Below are 19,373 nucleotides of genomic sequence, written 5' to 3' on the forward strand. Positions count from 1 at the left end.
AAAACCATTCTGTTAGGCAAACTTTCAATTACCTAACAGAATGGTTTTCACTTTAACTTCTTCCAATTGCAACCAGTCAGAGACGATATTAGCGAAAAGTTGATGAGAGCCAGTCGTTAAAAAAACATGATCAGGACGGCAGACAGCAGGTTGCAATAAATCATGAAACGATAAAATTGCACTAATCTCTCTTGCAGTCTCTTCCCCTGAACTGATAACCTTAACAGCTTGTCCAACTTCATGTTGAATAATTGGCTCAAGCAATGGATAATGGGTGCAGCCAAGAATGAGCGTATCCAATTCGCTTTCTTTTAAAGGAAGTAAAGCATCTGCCACGATTTTTCTCGCAATAGATGCCCTATATTCTCCGCTTTCAACAAGAGGAACGAATGTCGGACAAGCAAGGCTTGTAACTTTCACTCGACTGTTAATATTTCTAAGTGCAATGTCATAAGCATTGCTTCGAATCGTTCCTTCTGTCCCTATTACACCTATATGCAGGTTTTTTGTTAAGTTCAATGCTGCTCTCGCACCCGGCTGAATGACGCCAATGACGGGAATAGGCAGTTGACTTGTCATCTCATCTAAGACAGCAGCAGTGGCAGTGTTACAGGCTATCACTAATAGCTTTAGATCAAGAGACAACAAATAATTGACCATTTCCCAAGTAAATTGCCGAACTTCTTCTTGCTTCCGCGGCCCATATGGACAACGGGCAGTGTCTCCAAGGTAGTAAATTTTCTCATGCGGCAACTGCCTCATGATTTCTTTTGCAACTGTTAGTCCTCCAACTCCCGAATCAATAACTCCAATAGCCTTATCTTTATTCATGCTGTTTTATTCTTTCCTCATTTCATGGTGTAATTTCATTAAATTCTTTTGCAGTTGGATAACTTCATCTGCAGAAAAATTTTTTAAGATATCTTGTAAGTAATTTTGACGTTTATAAATGACTTCTTCAATCATTTTTTCGCCTTCACTTAACAGATGTATCCTTACGACTCGACGATCTTTTGGATCTTTCACTCTAACGACTAATTTATTTTTTTCCATGCGATCGACTAGATCAGTAGTTGTACTGCATGCTAGATACATTTTACTGGACAATTCTCCAATAGTCATATCACCGTCTTCTAATAACCATTGAAGAGCGACGAATTGAGGAGGTGTAATCGTATAATTACTAAGAAGCTCACGACCCTTTTGCTTTACAAGTGCAGATATATATCGCAAATCCTTCTCGATCCCAGCGACTATTGTCGTTTCATGCTTATTTTCATTTAATGTTTGTTCCATGTCATTCCCCCCCCATTTTAAACAAAGTTGACCGCGTTGACCATTATTTTTTTCATTTTCTTACTTAAAGTTATGTTCTTCCATTTAGAAAGACAAAAAACGAATGATGAAAACATCCACTTATCTTACTGGATTTATGATCGATAAAAAAATGTAGAAATGGTAGATGCTAATACTTGCATTGTCGCCTTTTTTCGCTAAAATTTCAAGAATATATCACTTTAAAAAGAAATACCGGCTTACCTATGGCAGCCGGCATTTCTTTATAATTTTAATTCTCCCATACGTAGAAGCTCTACGACAGCCTGTGAACGTCCTTTAACACCAAGTTTTTGCATCGCATTTGAAATATGTAGTCTTTGCAAACAATCATGAGAACATGGGTGATTCCGATATTGATTGGAAAGAAGGGATTTGAATCAATGATATGCTACTGTTAGTTGAACGAGTGGAATAAATAGATGCAGGGAGGAAAGCGTGATTGATCAATATTTCTGAATAACATATTATTTAAAGGAATAATGAATATCTATTTTCCCATCTGGATGTACCATAATGGATTGAATAAGCTCCTTCATCGCATGATGAAGGTCCTTTTCGTACCTTTCTAACTGCTTGAATGCTTCTTCAACACTTTCAACATCAATACTGTTTTCTTCTTCGTGCTGCAAAACGATTATCTTATTTCTAATTTCTTCTATCTCTGATGCATATGCCTGTCTCTGCTTTTGAAATTCTACTTTTGAAATGAGTTTATCCAAATATAAATCAATTAATCCAGCGCTTTTTTCTTTCAGATTTATCATTTTATTTTCCAACGTTCGAATCTCTTTCTGTTTCTGTTTGTAGAGGGTGTTCTCAAAATGAACATGTACACGACGTCCTAGTCGAAGCAGTCTTTTTATCATGACACTTCTCGCATTTTCATAAGTAATCGGCGTATGATTCACGCATAATGTTTTACCGCCGCGTCGGTAGGCGCTGCACTTCAAATACTTCCATTCCTTTATAGAACCGTCCTTCTTTTTTTTGGAGGACTGGAGAATTACCATGTTGCTGCCGCATTCTGAACATTTCATAAGGCTCCTTAACTCATTCCACGGTGTTATCTTAGTTCGGTAATTTGGAAACTTTCGTTTGTTCGCTTTTTTCCATTGTTCAACCGATACAATAGCTGGATGATGATTTTCATAAATGTTCCATTTTTCAGGCGGATTTTGAATTTGTTTTTTGCGGCCGCCTATTTTAATTTTGGTGTATCGATTATGAATAAAAATACCTGCATAGGCAGGATTTTTTATAATCGATCGGACTGTCGTCAACTGCCATTTATTTGACCTTTTCGGCGGAACAACATTCCCTTTTTCAAGCTCATCATTCAGTTTGTGTACAATTAATTTAAAACCCAATCCAGTATGATTGTACCAATAAAAAATTTTCCTAATGGTTGGAGCAATCTCTTCATCTATCACTAGTTTCTTATTCTTGCTTTTAAATCCATATGGGATTTGACCAAGATGCTCCCCACGGCGAACTTTAGCAGCCAACGCTCCGGATATAGATACTGACAGCGTTTTAGGATACTGAGCAGCGAACATCGAGAACATTTCAAATTTCATGTCATTCTTGCCCTCATACAAGCTATCATATCCTTCTTCGATTGTGACGAGTCTAACGCTATGTGCAATGAGCGTCTCTTTAATCTCAAGCGCATCGCGCATATCACGAGCCAATCGGTGAATGGATTTAAAGACAACCATCTTTATTTCCCTGCTGCGCGCTTTTTCTAGCACTAACTGCATTGCTGGCCGATCGAGAAGAACTGTGCCGCTGATGCCATCATCAAAAACGATTGCTTCTTTGTTCCACTCAAAGTCATTTTTTTCAAGCCAATTTCGGCAAATATCGACCTGATTCTGGGGAGAAGACACCTGTTCATCTTTGTCAGTTGATACTCTCACATACACTAAATATGGAAACTCATGATAAGTATGGACGGCCTCCTCGTTTCCCTTTTGAAAAAACATCTCTTATCCCCCTCTTCATTTTTTCAATATGCAAAGGGCATTTATCTTTCATTATATGGTTCTTTTAAGCGTACATTCTTTATAAAGTAACAAAATCAAAAGCAATGAATAGGAGGTGTTCATTATGAATGCAAACGAATTAAGAAGCAAAATTGCAAAAGCCTGTGAATGATATGACAGTTTGTATGCACAATTAGTGAAGCCAATAAACCAATTGTTAATGGATATCAATGCCTCTATCTCTGTAGAAACTGGAAATCAAATCATTGAAAATTTGGAGTCGTTCTATAATGGGGATAAACAAATTGCTGATTGTCATTTAGATGAAAGCAAGAATTTCATGAAAGATGGCATCCAACTTTTAAAACAAGGACACCTTTCTAATGGAGCATTACAAATGTTTGGTTCGGAATTAAATTTTGCGAGTTATGCTGCGAAAGTTGCTGCTAATAAAAACGCGGACAAACATGAACAATTAGCAGACGCATTTAAATTAATTTCCAATTCTTTTAAATAGCATATTTCAGTAGAGAATATTGCCTACAGTCTCTATAGGCACTAAAAATATAGAAATAAGCATAATCCAACTTCCTGCCACGCATTCAGGTTTAAATAGTCTATTTATTTCCAACCGAATAAAAATCTCAAGCAATCCAAATAGCAGCTTGATTGCTTGAGATTTTTTAACGAAGGATCACTTTCAGCTTATTTTTCCAAATTTATTTCTTGTTTAAAAATAGTCGAAAGGTAGCAAGAACGGGCTTATAGAGATTTCTTCTTATTCAATAGATCACTTGTTATTTACCAAATATGCAAAATGAAAATGGTCAAAAGCATGTAAATCGTCTTCCCTGTTTTTAAAATATAATTCCTCAATATTTGCAGGAGAAAGATTTTCATATAATAACATATGATAATCTTGTAATTCGATATCCAATTGAAACGGATCAAAACCAGTAATTATTGGTTCGCCTGTTTGAGCAGCAATTTGTCTCATTTGAATGATTTTTTTTGACGCTAACTGATGATTAAAAGCTGTATCATCAAGATAATCAAATATAAACGAACTGCCATTTGGAGACATATCAGAAACAAGGGTTAAGAGATTAAAAAAATCTTTTTTATCTAAATACATGACTACTCCTAACAAGCTAAAAAAACTTAACATATCTTCATTAAACCCTACTGCTTTTAGTTCATTGCGTAGAGTATTTTTTGTTAAATCGACGGGAACAAACTTTAAATGATCTGGTATTTTAATGCCTGCTTCTTGTAGTCGCTTTATTTTAAAAGTTTGTGTGAAAGGATGGTCAATTTCATATATAATAAAATCTTTCGGTAAATTTTTTTGCCTTAACGCATAGGTATCTAAACCTGCACCTAAAATAACATACTGCTTAACCCCTCGTTCAATGGCAGACAAGAGCCTATCTTCAGCATATCTTGCTCTGCTTACTAGTTGAGGGATGCATTGTGTATTCATTACCCACGCTAATTTTTCATCATTATTTTTAAATGCTTCACTTTTTTCTTTATCAAAGAACGCGCATGCATTTTCCCAGTTCGCTGCAATTAATCTTTTTTCCTCTTCTGTTAATAATGAATGGGCGATTATATCATTAAAAATGGGATTATTGCTGTGCATCGCATGATAGCCTCTCGCAAAGCTGCTTACTAACGCTGTTAAACTTCCCCTATTATTTTCCACATAAAACGCCACCTTTGAATCAATTTGTTGATGCAATCATTTTATCCTTCTGCAGAAAAGAAAAAACTCCTAGCAAATGAGCTATAGAGTTTATATTAAAGGTGATATATTTATTTGTCAATAAAATATTTATTATAACATATATTATTAATAAAGTCAATGATTTTTTATTTTTTATCTCTATATTTTTAAGATGAATCGTCGTCTTCTCACCGTATCATAGCTTGACACTATAACAACGCATTGATTTCGGGATTCCTTTCAATTGAAGCACTCCATGATAAATTAAATGTCTTATTCTATATTCTAAAAAGAAAGGTTGAATCAATTGGTTCTTCTCTATTGATATTATTTCCCCGATCACTTCTCCCGCCTTGATAAAAGCTTTGTCTGCTTGTTCCTTATGCAATTTTTCAATTGTATTCATAATGAGTGGATCATAATAATGTTCAGGTACACTTTTGATTCGATTGTTCATCCAGATACGCAAGACTTCCTTTGTTTGTGAGAGTGTTTCCCATTCTTTTTCAAATTGCATTCTCTCTTTACATGATAACGGCTTTGTCATTTTACTTTTTTGAAAAATTAATCTTAAATGATCTGGTTGAATATTTCCTGTGTGAAGAATAGTCTGATCTTCAAGCCGAGGAGTGACGTATGTATGATAGAGTTTAGGAGAGTTTATCAAAATAACCTCATTGGATTTATGACGTAATAAATAAAGGATAAACCGGACTCCTATTTGTTCTTCTACATTATCCGCATACCAAATGTTAATAGAAATATGCGCTGGAATATCCTCTACCTCTCGAATCGTATTTGCCAATTTATTTTCATATTCAAAATCTTCCTCTTCTAAATTAATATGTTCGCTCAGCCATTCATTTCGCGATATTCGCCCAATCTTTCCCTCCAATTTCCATAGCGGTCCAATAGAAAATATTTCTGGAAATCCAATGACTAATTTAGGAGGTTTCAATGCTACTCTTAAAGTTCCAGCTGCATATTCTGAGCAAACGATATGAACTGGAGAAAAATCCTTATTTATTAAGCGAGACTTTCGACAGCTTTGTATTTGTTGATTGATTTTTTTTTCTACCATCAAGTTCAAAATGTGTTGATCTACAACATGTCCTCGACCCACAGGAGGTTTATGTTCTTTATGATCAAACGCAGCAAAGTCATCTCCATCATCAAGTTCATATGTTTTCCACCCCTGACTATGCAACAAGTCATGCACTGTTACATATCTTTGCATTTCGATTTCATAGACAAAAACCACATTTGGCTCTATAAGAAAATAAATGAATGGATATTCCACTCTTGTTTCGATGATAATCACTTCCCTTTTTAAACTAAAACTTACTTTTTTTTCTTGATTATATATTGAGATCTCCTTACCTCGATACTGTTTTTGTTTTGTTTAAATTTGTCTAAAGATCCTAATCAACATTTTACACTGAAAATCTATAACAAGTAATAATTCATTGAATTTCTTTTACTTTTTTGTAAAAGAAAAGTAAATAAACATTAAAATAACAAGACCAACAATGATAAAAAAAGGTTCTAATATTATTCGAAGGTCTTCAAAAATCATTTCCAACGGTTCATTATGAAAAACTTGGCGATCAAAAATAAAATAATGAGTATTATTAACAAGTTTCTCATTCGATTATCCCCTAATTTATTGTTAATGAAGCACATTTATATATTTTTAAATTCAAAACATATACACCCTAAGCTTCGGGATGAATTCTGCAGCTTCAGTTACAACAACCAGTTTAATAAACAACTAATAAGTATTAATTTTAGAATACACCTTAGTTAAAAAAGATTGAATATCAAAAATATTTATGTAATTTTAATGAAAACTTGTTGTACCATTTGTCCCCTTTAAGTCGGAGCATATTAATTTACTGAAGAATATCATTGTAATTCAGCGAAAAAGGTCTCTTTAGAGTTCTTTAAAAACTTACTTAACATTGTTAATAACGGGGTAATCGTGAGAAAAATATCAACGTTGTAAATCCGCATTTTCCTGACGTCCCCCCTATTATGCTTCCAAATGAATTTGGACATTTAGAGAAAATTATACAATACCAAGGGGGTCGTCGCTATGAGTTAAAATTACAAGTTATTAAGGAAGGTTATTCGCTCGGCGATATGAACTCATTCAAACATGATTTTTTAACTTGTTATGATCTACCGCAGTTTTATTCTTAAAGTTTCCGGTCAATTATAATATCATTAAAACAATGTTTGTTGAAAATGGCCATGTTGAAAAGCTACTGGATTGATCCAAAGGACTTCTTCTCTAATGGCTCCCGCTTCTGCTTTCACTCTTTTCATTTCTTTTTGCCAATGTTTTAAACGTTCATCATATAAACGATTATCATATCCAGATAAAAGAACTGGGCCGGGATGGTTATCAAGTGCTTCAATTAGTTGTATATGATCTTCATCCGTCATTTCGTATCGATAACTAGTAGTTGTCCGTGTTGAAAGTACGTATGGTGGATCTGCATAAATTAACACATTTGGGCGTTGATATCGCTTTATTAATTGTAAAGCAGGCTGATTTTCAATCTGAACACCTAAAAGTCTTTCCGATACAGCGATAATCTTTTCTGGGAACTGAAGCCATTCTTTTCCCGGCAACGATCCATTTGCTTCAATCATACTTCGCCAACCTGTTTTTATCGATGTTTTTCCTCCTCTACCTTGCCAAAAACGAACAATGAATCTTCTTGCTCTCTCAAGCTTGTCCGTTGTATGCTCATAACTCTTGTTGTATTCTTCTCTACTATGGGGAGTCCAACGAATCACATATGCCAGTTCTTCTGGTTGCTCTCGAATCACTTGAAACAAATTCACAATATCTCCATCAATATCATTAACCGTCTCCAATTGGCTTCTTTGTTTCGTGAAAAATACAGAACCGCTGCCAAAAAAAGGTTCAAGATATGTTTCATGGACTGGCATATGGCTTATGATCCATCTTGCCATAGACCATTTACTCCCTGGATAGTGCATGATTCTATAGGTCATCATGATGATCTCCTCTCAGTTGCACCATTTTCTATGTATACCATTCATTAATATTATTATCTAACATCCTATTATAGATTTCCTCTTGTCGCTTGAATAGCTTCTTTAGTCACTTTCATCAATATAACCGATTAGATAATAAAGTGAACTTCCATAAGTGGGGGTTTTCTCTTATCCCCCATTGATGGGAAATAGAACAAAGGCTAAAGTCGCAACGTCCTCGAAAAAGAAAACCGCTTTTTCTTCGTGCGATGTGTCACTGCCGAAGCTTTCCTTATCCCTTCTTTGCCCAACCAATCGGACATATGACTTTCAGTTATCCCCACCTATCGCTTCTGATTCCTCTTACTCTTGACTGCCATTTAGAGATTAAAAATTCAACTAAAATATTGCTTTTTTAAAAACCTTTTTGGTTTCCATTTCATACATTAACAAAAAGACATAGGTATTTGTCTCACTGTATGACAATACCGAAAAATAATATACAAGGAGCATTATTGATGAAAATACCTATTACTGGTTTCTTGGTTCATTCAGATGATTCAAATTCAATCCATTCTCATAGCCTCTATATAAGTACTTGGGATGGAAAACCAATGCATGTTCATCAATTTTCTGGAGTCACCTCTTTTGATGTTGGCCATACACATCAATATGCTGGAACTACAGAACCCGCACCAAGTGGTGTACAGCATACTCATAGGTATTTTACTTTTACCACTTTTAACGATGGACACAAGCATGAGATAAGGGGAGTAACTGGTCTAGCAATCTTCCTTCCTAATGGTCGTCACTATCATGAATTTAGCGGTACGACGACTGTAAATGGAGCAATTCCACATAAACACATGTATAGCGGCAACACAAGTATGTAATTACGCCCCCCTCAGCCTTCTACAATGAGGTGGAGATGTTCTTCCCACCTCATTTAGTCTCCGATCCTCATGCTTTGTATTTTCATCCCTATGTAATTTATTAAAATAGTTGTTTCTTGCAGATTGTCATGAATCATTTATAGCTGTCAACATTCAGATTTGGTCCACTTGAATGGAGATGGAGATGCGGGCATATTTGAAAATACAGCCTTTAGTAAAGATAAGCAGAAATTGAATTATCATGCTCTTTTTAAAAAAAGATGAGCTGTCCAATAAGTCAATACGACTAATGGACAGCTCATATAATCTTATACTCTCGTATAGCACTTTATTCTTATAATCTCTGCAACTTTACTCTTTGCAGTCTAAGCGCGTTAAGAACAACCGATACAGAACTAAATGCCATCGCTGCACCAGCTAGCCATGGTGCTAGGAAGCCGACTGCAGCAACCGGAATGCCTAGGCTATTATAAGCAAGCGCCCAGAAAAGGTTTTGTTTAATATTGGTGATCGTCTTTTTACTCATGTAAATGGCATCGGCAATACTATTTAAATCACCTCGAATGAGGGTAATATCTGCAGCTTCCATTGCGACATCTGCACCAGTTCCAATTGCCATTCCAATATCTGCTGTCGCTAGTGCAGGAGCATCGTTGATTCCATCTCCTACCATAGCCACTTTTTTGCCAGTTTTCTGCAGCTTTTTCACTTCTTCAGCTTTTCCTTCTGGCAAAACTTCTGCAATGACATGCTTAATACCAACTTGATCAGCAATCGCTTTAGCCGTTTGGGTATTGTCGCCTGTAATCATGACGACTTCCAAGTCCATGTTTTGCAAACGGGCAATGGCTTCTTTTGATGTTTCCTTGATTGTGTCTGCTACAGCAACAATCCCTGCATAATCTCCATCAATGGCTACTAACATGGCTGTTTTGCCTTGCTTCTCTAAATCTTCCATTCTTGATAATACGTGTTGTACAGAAATGTTATTTTTAGCCATGAGTCTGCGTGTACCGATTAATAATGTTTTCTCATTCACTTTCGCTTCGATTCCAAAACCTGGGATAGCTTCAAAAGCATCAGATGACCCTAGCTCAATTCCTTTTTCCTTTACTCCTTCAACAAGGGCTTCAGCAAGAGGGTGTTCTGAGTTTCTTTCAGCAGTGCCAACGAGCTGAAGAAACTCCATTTTATCCATTCCTTTTGCTACAATAACGTCCGTTAAGGATGGTTTGCCATTTGTCACGGTACCTGTTTTATCAAGAACAATCGTATCTAAACGATGCGTCGTTTCTAAATGTTCTCCACCTTTAAATAAAATGCCATATTCAGCAGCACGGCCGGAGCCTGCCATAATTGAAGTAGGCGTTGCTAAACCAAGTGCACAAGGACAAGCGATAACTAAGACGGCAATGAATTTTTCAAGGGCAACTGCAAACTCTCCAGGACTCACTGCAAAATACCACACAAGAAAGGTGATTAGCGCTATTCCTACAACAATCGGAACGAATATACCTGAGATAACGTCAGCTAAACGTTGAATCGGTGCTTTAGAACCTTGAGCTTCTTCGACAACCTTCACAATCTGAGCTAATGCTGTATCTTTACCGACTTTTGTTGCTCTTATTTTTAAGAAGCCATTTTTATTCATTGTTGATCCAATAACAATATCTCCTATTGTCTTATCGACCGGAATGCTTTCTCCAGTTAACATAGATTCATCAAGAGCTGATTGGCCTTCTATTATTTTTCCGTCTACCGGTACTTTTTCACCTGGTTTCACATATACAATATCACCTGCCAACACTTCTTCGATTGGAATCATCATTTCTTGGCCATCGCGGACAACTGTTGCATTTTTCGCTTGCAATCCCATCAATTTTCTAATCGCATCAGATGACCGGCCTTTTGCCTTCGCTTCAAACAATTTTCCTAATATGATTAAAGTGATGAGAACAGCACTCGTTTCATAATATAGATCTACCATATGAGCATTTGAACCAATCGACTTAATACTTAGATAAAGACTATAGAAATAAGCAGCCGATGTACCTAATGCAACAAGTACATCCATGTTTGCACTCTTATTTCTTAAAGCCTTAAAAGCTCCAACATAAAACTGTCTGCCGATGATAAATTGAACGGGTGTCGCTAGTGCAAATTGCATCCATGGGTTCATAAAAATATCTGGCAGCCAAATAAAGCGTGTAAATGTAAAGTGGCTGACCATCGCCCACAACAACGGAAATGATAAGATGAGAGAGAAAAGAAACTTCCTCTGTTGTTTTTCAATTTCTTTTTGTCGATGATCGACTTGCTCTCCCGCTTTTTCTTGTTTTTGTTCTAATGTATATCCTAATTTTTTAATCGCTTCTTTCATATCAGAAATAGAAACTTGATCAGGATGATATTCTACAAGAACCGATTCTAAAGCAAAGTTAACAGCAGCTTGTTCAATTCCATCTAATTTGTTTAAGCGTCTTTCAATTTTATTGGCACAGGCGGCACAAGTCATTCCTGTAATTTGAAACTCCACTTTATCACTTACCACGTTATACCCTAAAGATTGGACTTTCTCTTTCATTTTCTTAACGTCTGTTTGATCTGGGTTATAAATTATTTGTGTTTTTTCAAGTGCAAAATTAACGTTTGCCTCTTCAACACCTTCGATCTTTTTCAATCCTTTTTCAATTCTTGTTGCACAAGCTGCACACGTCATTCCTGATATTTGCAGGGTTGCTTCTTTTTGAGTCATGTTTTTCACTCCTAACCATATATACGATATGGGGGTATACTATATTTCAAAAGAAATCGTGCTGAAAAACAGCACGATCTTTTTTGATTTTTTCTAAGATTTACGCTACATCATAACCCTGATCTTCAATCACATCGGTAATTTCTTTCAAGCTTACAACATTGGAATCAAATGCAACATCGACTTTTCCTTCTTTAAGATGTACTTTGACAGATTCAACCCCACTTAGTTTGCCTACATTACCTTCAATTGAACTAACGCAATGTCCACAAGACATTCCTTGTACATGAAGTGTTGCTTGTTGCATGATGCATTCCTCCTAAATATTTTGTTTCTATATTTATTATACTACTATACCCTGGTATGGTAGTCAATGTAGAAATTTTTATTTTCCTTTATTAAAGATTTCCATCTGATTGCATCTTTATCAATTAGTTTTTCTCGATCTTATCATTTTATTCTTATTTTCTATCTTGCTTCCAATTACGTTTTTTCTTTTAAACAAAACTTTACTATACCTCCGCAATGTATTTAAAGAATGAAAATAAAGTGCCAGCATAACTGGCTTTGTACTTTAAGACTTTGAAAAACGTTCAAAAACTTCCATTAATTCCTGTATCGCTTCTTCGCCTTCTCCATTCTTAATAGCGTCAGACACACAATGATGAGTATGCCTTTCTAATAAATGAAGGCTTACTTTCTTTAATGCTGCGTTAATCGCTGAGATTTGGACAAGAATATCTACACAATAACGATCGTCTTCAATCATCTTTTGAATACCGCGAACTTGGCCTTCAATCCGTTTTAACCGATTAATTAATTGATCTTTTTCTTTCGTTGATCTATGTGAAATTTTTGCACCTTCAGATTGGTTCGTCATGTTATCACTTCGCCTCCTAAAAGTTTTTTATCCATCAAATACTTAACTGGGGTATGATACAATGATACCACACAATCCGCTAAAATTTTTTACTTGTTTTTATTAATATAAATAAATGCTAACACTTACATTTAGAAATGTCATTGTTTTATTCTAGCTGCGATTTTCTAAGCGGTTTAAATGAATGACTAAATAAAGCATTTCTTCAGCTGTTAAATCAGTGTAGTATTCTTTATAAATATACTCTGCGATTTTCTTCGCGCAAGTATAAGCTTTCGCATATTTTACTTTAATCAAGTTGTATAATTCCTGGTCTTCATTCGTAAGCATCGTTCCATTTAAAAGACGTTGTACAAAGAATTTTAGATGCGTCAAAAAGCGATAGAAATTAATGGAGTCCTCATCAAATTTAATGCCCATTTGATATTGGACAATCTTCAAAATCGAGGTTATTTCTTTTGTAATGTTTACTGTACTATTCATATCCTCATTCAATTCGGCATTAATAATATGCATTGCAATAAAACCAGCCTCGTCTTTTGGCAACTTTATATTTAGACGTTCTTCTAACAACTTCAATGCATCTATAGCAATTTCATATTCTTTTTTATATAGACGTTTTATTTCCCATAATAGTGAATTTGAAATATGTTGTCCTTTGTCTTGACGTTTAATCGCATGGTAAATATGATCGGTTAGCGAAACATGCAAACTCTCATTTAATTTCTGATTTAATACTTTTTTCGCATTTTTAATAATTTCTTGAGCCGCTTCAATAATTTCAAACGGAACTTCTTGCAGCAGCGATTTAAAATGCTCATGCAAATGATGATCTTTCAAATAAAAAATTTTATCTACCTTAGCTATATCTAATTCTTCCCCTACATTTTTCTTAAAACCAATCCCCCTCCCCATCATCACTTGTTCAATATTGTTTTCATCAATCATGACAATAACATTATTATTTAAGATCTTATGTATTTTCATGTTGAAATCCTCCATCGCTCCAAAAAAGCTTCTTGTTGAATAGTGTTTCTAGGTTAAGTGTATACGCTACAATACCAATAAAGTCAAGGGATTTCTTTGTTTAACATGAGTAAATATTTTATCCTTCATTTAAGAAGATGAGAAATACTTGATTCAACTTTATATAACGATGTTATTGTCAATAAAAAAAGAAAAGCACAATGCATCAACATTCTGCTTTTCCAAAGTTTTTGTCTTCAAAAGCTTTTCCTTTGTTGAAATAGGGTGCAAGTGCGTGTTTAAAAGCTTCTTCTCTTGGTTTAACCCCATATATTTCCTTTCCTATATAAGGTACTGTTTTCTTTTTCGGTCTTTTAATTGTCATAAGATCACCTCGTTGTATCTTATGTTAGATGGACAATTGGACTGCCCTTTTCTCATTTGCTATTTAATAAAGATTTTCTTGAAGAAATTAGAAAATAGCATTAGAAAGTATGAAAAATCGTGATCTTCGTCTTTAATGAACTGCTAAGTATAGCCAATAAGTTTGAATCTGGATAAAAGAGCTGAATGAAATAAAAATGCCATTTATGTATTTAAAAGAAGTTAACGCTAAACAGGAAGCTTTTACTATGAAAGTCATGGAGACGAAATGTATATAGATTAGAATATTGATTATACTTCTTTTCACAATCTGTTTCCTTATAGAAATATTTATAATCGGGATAAAATTTTTCGGTAAACATTCAAATAAGCATAGAACATAATAATAATATATAAAGATTTCAATATTCGGAATTTATTAATTGCTAATAATGTGTGTCTAAAGGATTCGGGGTTTATATTACTGGATGTCATTCCATTTGCAATGGGGTCATATTGCATTTGAAATATGATTTCGAACTGTTTTTTCACTGATGAAAAGAGCATTCGCTATTTCTTTTGTTGTCATATCCTGCACTAACAGTTCAAAAACTTCTTTTTCTCTTTTTGTGAGCAGCGGTTTATGAGTGAATTTATTCTCCTTCAACTATTGTAACCCTCCTTGCCTTCGCCTGCTTAAACTCGGGGATGGGTAATTTGGTTGTCAAGTTATCATATGTGAGGAAAATAAGTAGAGTGACATAACAAAGGCAAGGAAATCATGATTTTAACAAAAATGTGCTTTGGCACATCTAGCTTTCTTATCGCCTTTACTCCATCAGTTTTGTTTTTGTTGTGGACGACCATGGGACTGCTTTTCCAGTTTCTCGTGATATTTGCACCATAGTGCCTCGACCAACAAAACAAAGGCGATGATCTTCTTTCTTAGCCATATAGTGAAGGTCTATAGATGATGTTCCTATTTTCGCTATTTTTACATATACCTTTAAGCGCTCATCGAAATACACTTGAGTGAGAAAATCGCATTGTAAGTCCGCAACTACCGGAATCGTGATGCTATCGCTGCCAACCCATTCTTCCATCAATCCTTTATGCTGTAAAAACGCAATTCTCGCTTCTTCAAAATATGTAAATGGAACGGTATTGTTTAAATGGCCAAACATATCTGTTTCAGAAAATCTTACTTTGATTGGCTGATAAAAAGAAAATGCATCCTGCCAATTTTCAAGTTGCTCAATATAAGAAATATTCCTCAACTCATCCACTCCTTATGAAAAAATTTTACTTAGACATCTTTCAATCCATTAAGGTGCAGAAGTATCATTGTGTTAGAGCGAGAATTGTGTGTCTATCACATTCATTTTCAACGAATAAATGCTGCAGCTTGATTTTGAAGAGCATCTTCCAACCATTTTGGATGCATCGTCAACAGGTTATCAGGAAGAGCATCAATGGGGAAAAATTGAACATCAAGCGATTCAGATGAATGACTTGAAAGCGCCCCATCAACGATCCGCGCTTGGAAGCATGTCGTAATAAAATGAACGATTTTTCCGTTAGGGTAGTGAAAAATTTGTGAGTCTGGATCAGAATAAACACCAATTAATTTTTCAATTGTAACGTGTAAGCCTGTTTCTTCTTTTACTTCCCTAACAGCAGCCATTTGAACAGTTTCACCGGGCTCTACATGTCCAGAAGGAATTCCCCACAGTCCAACGTCCGCACGCTTTTGCAGTAGAACATGATGATCATCATTAAAAACAATGATAGCAACTCCTGGATGAATTTTATCAATTTTACTCATATTTACTCATATCCTTTTCATATCATTTATTTAAAACGAACTAATGTGATGTGGATAAGATAAGAAGCTTCCAATCAAAGATCAGAAGCTTCCTCATGTTCAGATGTTAATCAACCATATGGTCGCTGCCAAAGAAGTTTTTAAACATTTGCAAACTTGTTGAACGGTTTAATGCGGCAATCGATGTCGTTAATGGAATGCCCTTAGGACAAGATTGTACACAGTTTTGTGAGTTGCCGCAGCCTTCTATTCCGCCTTCTCCCATCAGTGCTTCTAAACGCTCATCTTTATTCATTGCCCCTGTAGGATGTGTATTGAATAAGCGTACTTGTGAAATTGGCGCCGGTCCAATGAAATTCGACTTGTCATTAACGTTTGGACATGCTTCTAGACATACACCACAAGTCATACATTTGGACAGCTCGTAAGCCCACTGTCTCTTTTTCTCTGGCATTCGCGGGCCGGGCCCTAAATCATAAGTACCGTCAATTGGAATCCAAGCTTTTACTCGTTTCAAAGCATCAAACATACGACTGCGATCAATTTGCAGGTCACGAATAACTGGGAATGTCTTCATTGGTTTAAGACGAATCGGCTGCTCTAATTGGTCAACTAAAGCGGTACAGGATTGCCGAGGTTTGCCATTAATAATCATTGAGCAAGCTCCACAAACTTCTTCCAAACAGTTCATATCCCATGTTACTGGAGTTGTCTTTTCCCCATTGGCATTTACAGGATTACGGCGAATTTCCATCAACGCGGAAATGACATTCATATTTGGTCGATATGGCAGTACAAACTTTTCATCATACGGTGCAGATTCAGGATTATCTTGACGAGTTATAATAAATTCTACAGTTTTCTTTTCACTCATCCCTAATTCTCCTCTTTCTTTTTGGTATAGTCACGTTTACGAGGCTTAATAAGGGAAACATCGACTTCCTCATAGCTAAATTCCGGTGTATTTGTAGCTGAATTATATTTTGCAATGGTTGTTTTCAACCATTCATCATCGTTACGGTTCGGGAAGTCTGGTTTGTAATGAGCCCCACGACTTTCATTACGGTTATACGCACCAATTGTAATTACTCGTGCCAGCTGCAGCATGTGCTGTAATTGGCGAGTAAATGGTGCGGCTTGGTTGCTCCACTTTGCAGAATCACTGACGTTGATTTTTTTCCAGCGTTCCATTAATTCCTGGATTTTTTCGTCAGTTTGCAATAGTTTATCATTATGTCTAACTACAGTAACATTATCTGTCATCCATTCACCAAGCTCTTTATGAAGAACGTAAGCATTTTCATTGCCATCTAATGAAAGAATTTCTTTCCATTTCTCTTCCTCTTGTTTTACAGCGCTATCAAAAAGAGAAGAAGGAAGGTCGTCAGCGCTTTTTTCTAGGCCATCAATGTATTTAACTGCATTTGGTCCAGCAATCATCCCGCCATAGATAGCAGATAACAATGAGTTTGCACCAAGCCGGTTAGCACCATGCTGTGAATAATCACATTCTCCTGCTGCAAATAAACCAGGAATGTTTGTATGCTGATCATAATCAACCCATATTCCACCCATCGAGTAGTGAACAGCAGGGAATATTTTCATCGGTACTTTACGTGGATTATCTCCAGTAAATTTCTCGTAAATTTCGATAATACCGCCAAGTTTTACATCAAGTTCATGTGGATCTTTATGGGACAGATCAAGATAAACCATATTTTCGCCATTAATTCCTAGTTTTTGATTTACACAGACATCAAAAATTTCACGTGTTGCAATGTCTCGAGGAACGAGATTTCCATATGCTGGATATTTCTCTTCTAAGAAATACCATGGTTTACCATCTTTATACGTCCAAACACGTCCACCCTCACCACGAGCTGACTCACTCATTAGACGAAGCTTATCGTCTCCCGGTATAGCAGTAGGATGAATTTGAATAAATTCTCCATTGGCATAATGTGCACCTTGTTGGTAAACAATAGAGGCTGCAGAACCTGTATTAATGACAGAATTTGTCGATTTTCCAAAAATAATGCCAGGGCCGCCAGTAGCCATAATAACTGCATCAGCAGAAAACGATTTTATTTCCATTGTTCTTAAATCCTGGGCCGTAATTCCTCGACAAGCACCATTTTCATCTAAAATAATACCTAAGAATTCCCAACCTTCATATTTATTTACAAGTCCTGCAACTTCATGACGACGAACTTGCTCATCAAGTGCATACAATAATTGTTGTCCAGTTGTTGCTCCAGCAAAAGCAGTCCGGTGATGCTGCGTTCCACCAAAGCGTCTAAAATCAAGCAAACCTTCAGGAGTCCGACTAAACATTACTCCCATTCGATCTAGTAAATTTATAATTCCAGGGGCCGCTTCACACATTGCTTTAACTGGAGGCTGATTCGCCAAAAAGTCTCCGCCGTAAACGGTATCATCAAAATGAATCATTGGTGAGTCGCCTTCACCTTTTGTATTAACCGCACCATTTATACCGCCTTGAGCACAAACAGAATGTGAGCGTTTCACAGGTACGATGGAAAACAAATCTACTTGTTTGCCTTGTTCTGCGATTTTTATCGTTGCCATCAAGCCAGCCAATCCTCCGCCAACTACGATGATCTTTCCTTTACTCATTGTGTGACTCACTCCTTTAACTTGTCTTCCATTAAAAATCTGACTTTCGTTGATTAGAGGCTGTTCAAAAAATAGAGATTATTTTTAGCAAACTTCTATTCTAGCTAACTTTACTCTTCTACATTTCCTTTTTGAACACTCATGATTAGGTAAACAGTCCAGGATGTGAGAAAGCTAATAATGCTCTAATTCCCACAACTGATAATAGAACAAAAATGATCATAACAACATAGCTTGAAATCTTTTGGGATGTCGGAGATTGGGTAATTCCCCAAGAAACCATAAATGACCAGAGCCCATTAGAAAAGTGGAAAATGGCAGCAATCACTCCCACTATGTAAAATGCCAACATATAAGGACTAGAGAGAGCATCATACATCATTTGGTAATTAACTTCCTGTCCTAACGCTGCTTGGATTCGCGTTTCATATACATGCCATGCAATAAAAATTAGCACGATGACTCCGCTGATCCGTTGAAGCCGAAACATCCAGTTGCGGAAATAGCTGAGAGTCGATGTATTGTTCTTCGCCGTATATGCAATATACAAACCGTAGATTGCATGAAAAATTAATGGTAGATAGATAACTCCAAATTCTAGAACAATAAGGAAAGGAAGATTTCCCATAAATCCTACTGCTGAATTAAATGCTTCTTCTCCACGTGTCGCAAAATGATTCAGAAATAAGTGCTGCACCAAAAATAATCCTACTGGGATTACGCCTAGCAATGAATGCAATTTGCGGTTTAAAAATTCACGTTTGCTTACCACAATTTACCCCCCTTAAATAGTAAAAAAGCTTTTGTGCCATATGTTCCCATTCCAAATAACCCCTTTTCTAAGAGAAAAATGGCAAAAAAAAGAATAAACAATTAAGTTGTGACATGTTCATTCTACTCCCAAGTCACTAAATCGTCAAGAATACGAACCTTTTAAAAATAGGTACAAGGAAATGCCATCCAGCTATTTTTACCTTTTTCACTCTATAATTG

The 19,373-nt window shown here is 35.9% G+C and carries 19 protein-coding genes and 1 pseudogene; 2 read left to right on the forward strand and 18 right to left on the reverse strand.

Annotation, left to right across the window (positions count from 1 at the left end; genetic code table 11):
• Positions 1 to 24 precede the first annotated feature (24 nt).
• From racE to J2S08_RS01480, 4 genes and pseudogenes are all read right to left on the reverse strand, one after another.
• Positions 25 to 831 carry a glutamate racemase gene (racE, locus tag J2S08_RS01465; protein WP_307225952.1) on the reverse strand — a complete coding sequence of 269 codons (807 nt, stop codon included), beginning with the start codon at positions 829 to 831 and terminating at the stop codon, positions 25 to 27.
• Between the two features lie 6 nt (positions 832 to 837).
• On the reverse strand, positions 838 to 1,296 hold the full coding sequence (locus tag J2S08_RS01470; protein WP_307225954.1) for a MarR family winged helix-turn-helix transcriptional regulator: 459 nt from the start codon (positions 1,294 to 1,296) through the stop codon (positions 838 to 840).
• 263 nt (positions 1,297 to 1,559) lie between these two features.
• Positions 1,560 to 1,655 (reverse strand): annotated as a pseudogene (locus tag J2S08_RS01475) (helix-turn-helix transcriptional regulator); the annotation flags it as partial.
• 147 nt (positions 1,656 to 1,802) lie between these two features.
• Complete coding sequence (locus tag J2S08_RS01480; RefSeq protein ID WP_307225957.1) at positions 1,803 to 3,323, reverse strand: recombinase family protein; 1,521 nt, start codon at positions 3,321 to 3,323, stop codon at positions 1,803 to 1,805.
• A 181-nt stretch (positions 3,324 to 3,504) separates the two neighbouring features.
• Here J2S08_RS01480 and J2S08_RS01485 point away from each other — a divergent pair, with 181 nt between their 5' ends.
• Complete coding sequence (locus tag J2S08_RS01485; protein ID WP_307225959.1) at positions 3,505 to 3,840, forward strand: hypothetical protein; 336 nt, start codon at positions 3,505 to 3,507, stop codon at positions 3,838 to 3,840.
• 273 nt (positions 3,841 to 4,113) lie between these two features.
• Here J2S08_RS01485 and J2S08_RS01490 read toward each other — a convergent pair whose 3' ends face one another.
• The 3 genes from J2S08_RS01490 to J2S08_RS01500 all read right to left on the reverse strand — a co-directional run bounded on the left by J2S08_RS01490 (position 4,114) and on the right by J2S08_RS01500 (position 8,082).
• The gene (locus tag J2S08_RS01490; protein ID WP_307225960.1) at positions 4,114 to 5,031 is read right to left on the reverse strand and encodes a class I SAM-dependent methyltransferase; all 918 of its coding nucleotides are present in this window, start codon (positions 5,029 to 5,031) and stop codon (positions 4,114 to 4,116) included.
• A 217-nt stretch (positions 5,032 to 5,248) separates the two neighbouring features.
• The gene (locus J2S08_RS01495) at positions 5,249 to 6,373 is read right to left on the reverse strand and encodes a DUF1835 domain-containing protein (RefSeq protein ID WP_307225962.1); all 1,125 of its coding nucleotides are present in this window, start codon (positions 6,371 to 6,373) and stop codon (positions 5,249 to 5,251) included.
• Between the two features lie 905 nt (positions 6,374 to 7,278).
• Complete coding sequence (locus J2S08_RS01500; RefSeq protein WP_307225964.1) at positions 7,279 to 8,082, reverse strand: DNA adenine methylase; 804 nt, start codon at positions 8,080 to 8,082, stop codon at positions 7,279 to 7,281.
• 497 nt (positions 8,083 to 8,579) lie between these two features.
• On the opposite strand from J2S08_RS01500, the gene J2S08_RS01505 reads away from it, so the two are divergent.
• Complete coding sequence (locus J2S08_RS01505) at positions 8,580 to 8,954, forward strand: YmaF family protein (protein ID WP_307225966.1); 375 nt, start codon at positions 8,580 to 8,582, stop codon at positions 8,952 to 8,954.
• A gap of 334 nt (positions 8,955 to 9,288) precedes the next feature.
• Here the strand turns inward: J2S08_RS01505 and J2S08_RS01510 are convergent, their stop codons facing one another.
• The 11 genes from J2S08_RS01510 to J2S08_RS01560 form a co-directional block, all read right to left on the reverse strand.
• A complete protein-coding gene (locus J2S08_RS01510) occupies positions 9,289 to 11,709 on the reverse strand; it encodes a heavy metal translocating P-type ATPase (RefSeq protein ID WP_307225968.1) in 2,421 nt (806 codons plus the stop codon).
• Positions 11,710 to 11,809: 100 nt separating this feature from the next.
• Positions 11,810 to 12,016, reverse strand: a complete 207-nt coding sequence (gene copZ / locus J2S08_RS01515) for a copper chaperone CopZ (RefSeq protein ID WP_307225970.1) — start codon at positions 12,014 to 12,016, stop codon at positions 11,810 to 11,812.
• A gap of 267 nt (positions 12,017 to 12,283) precedes the next feature.
• Positions 12,284 to 12,589, reverse strand: a complete 306-nt coding sequence (locus tag J2S08_RS01520) for a metal-sensing transcriptional repressor (RefSeq protein WP_307225972.1) — start codon at positions 12,587 to 12,589, stop codon at positions 12,284 to 12,286.
• Positions 12,590 to 12,742: 153 nt separating this feature from the next.
• Positions 12,743 to 13,576, reverse strand: a complete 834-nt coding sequence (gene licT / locus J2S08_RS01525; protein WP_307225974.1) for a BglG family transcription antiterminator LicT — start codon at positions 13,574 to 13,576, stop codon at positions 12,743 to 12,745.
• Positions 13,577 to 13,781: 205 nt separating this feature from the next.
• Positions 13,782 to 13,940 carry a hypothetical protein gene (locus tag J2S08_RS01530; RefSeq protein ID WP_307225976.1) on the reverse strand — a complete coding sequence of 53 codons (159 nt, stop codon included), beginning with the start codon at positions 13,938 to 13,940 and terminating at the stop codon, positions 13,782 to 13,784.
• 489 nt (positions 13,941 to 14,429) lie between these two features.
• Entirely contained in the window at positions 14,430 to 14,585 is a 156-nt protein-coding gene (locus J2S08_RS01535; protein ID WP_307225977.1) for a helix-turn-helix domain-containing protein, read from the reverse strand.
• A gap of 163 nt (positions 14,586 to 14,748) precedes the next feature.
• The gene (locus tag J2S08_RS01540) at positions 14,749 to 15,195 is read right to left on the reverse strand and encodes an acyl-CoA thioesterase (RefSeq protein WP_307225978.1); all 447 of its coding nucleotides are present in this window, start codon (positions 15,193 to 15,195) and stop codon (positions 14,749 to 14,751) included.
• A gap of 107 nt (positions 15,196 to 15,302) precedes the next feature.
• A complete protein-coding gene (locus J2S08_RS01545) occupies positions 15,303 to 15,743 on the reverse strand; it encodes an NUDIX domain-containing protein (RefSeq protein ID WP_307225980.1) in 441 nt (146 codons plus the stop codon).
• Between the two features lie 106 nt (positions 15,744 to 15,849).
• A complete protein-coding gene (gene sdhB / locus J2S08_RS01550; RefSeq protein ID WP_307225982.1) occupies positions 15,850 to 16,617 on the reverse strand; it encodes a succinate dehydrogenase iron-sulfur subunit in 768 nt (255 codons plus the stop codon).
• A 2-nt stretch (positions 16,618 to 16,619) separates the two neighbouring features.
• On the reverse strand, positions 16,620 to 18,380 hold the full coding sequence (gene sdhA / locus J2S08_RS01555; protein WP_307225984.1) for a succinate dehydrogenase flavoprotein subunit: 1,761 nt from the start codon (positions 18,378 to 18,380) through the stop codon (positions 16,620 to 16,622).
• Between the two features lie 145 nt (positions 18,381 to 18,525).
• Complete coding sequence (locus J2S08_RS01560) at positions 18,526 to 19,152, reverse strand: succinate dehydrogenase cytochrome b558 subunit (protein ID WP_307225986.1); 627 nt, start codon at positions 19,150 to 19,152, stop codon at positions 18,526 to 18,528.
• Positions 19,153 to 19,373: the final 221 nt, after the last annotated feature.

Source organism: Bacillus chungangensis, assembly GCF_030812995.1.
Taxonomy (GTDB): Bacteria; Bacillota; Bacilli; order Bacillales; family Bacillaceae_C; genus Bacillus_CF; species Bacillus_CF chungangensis.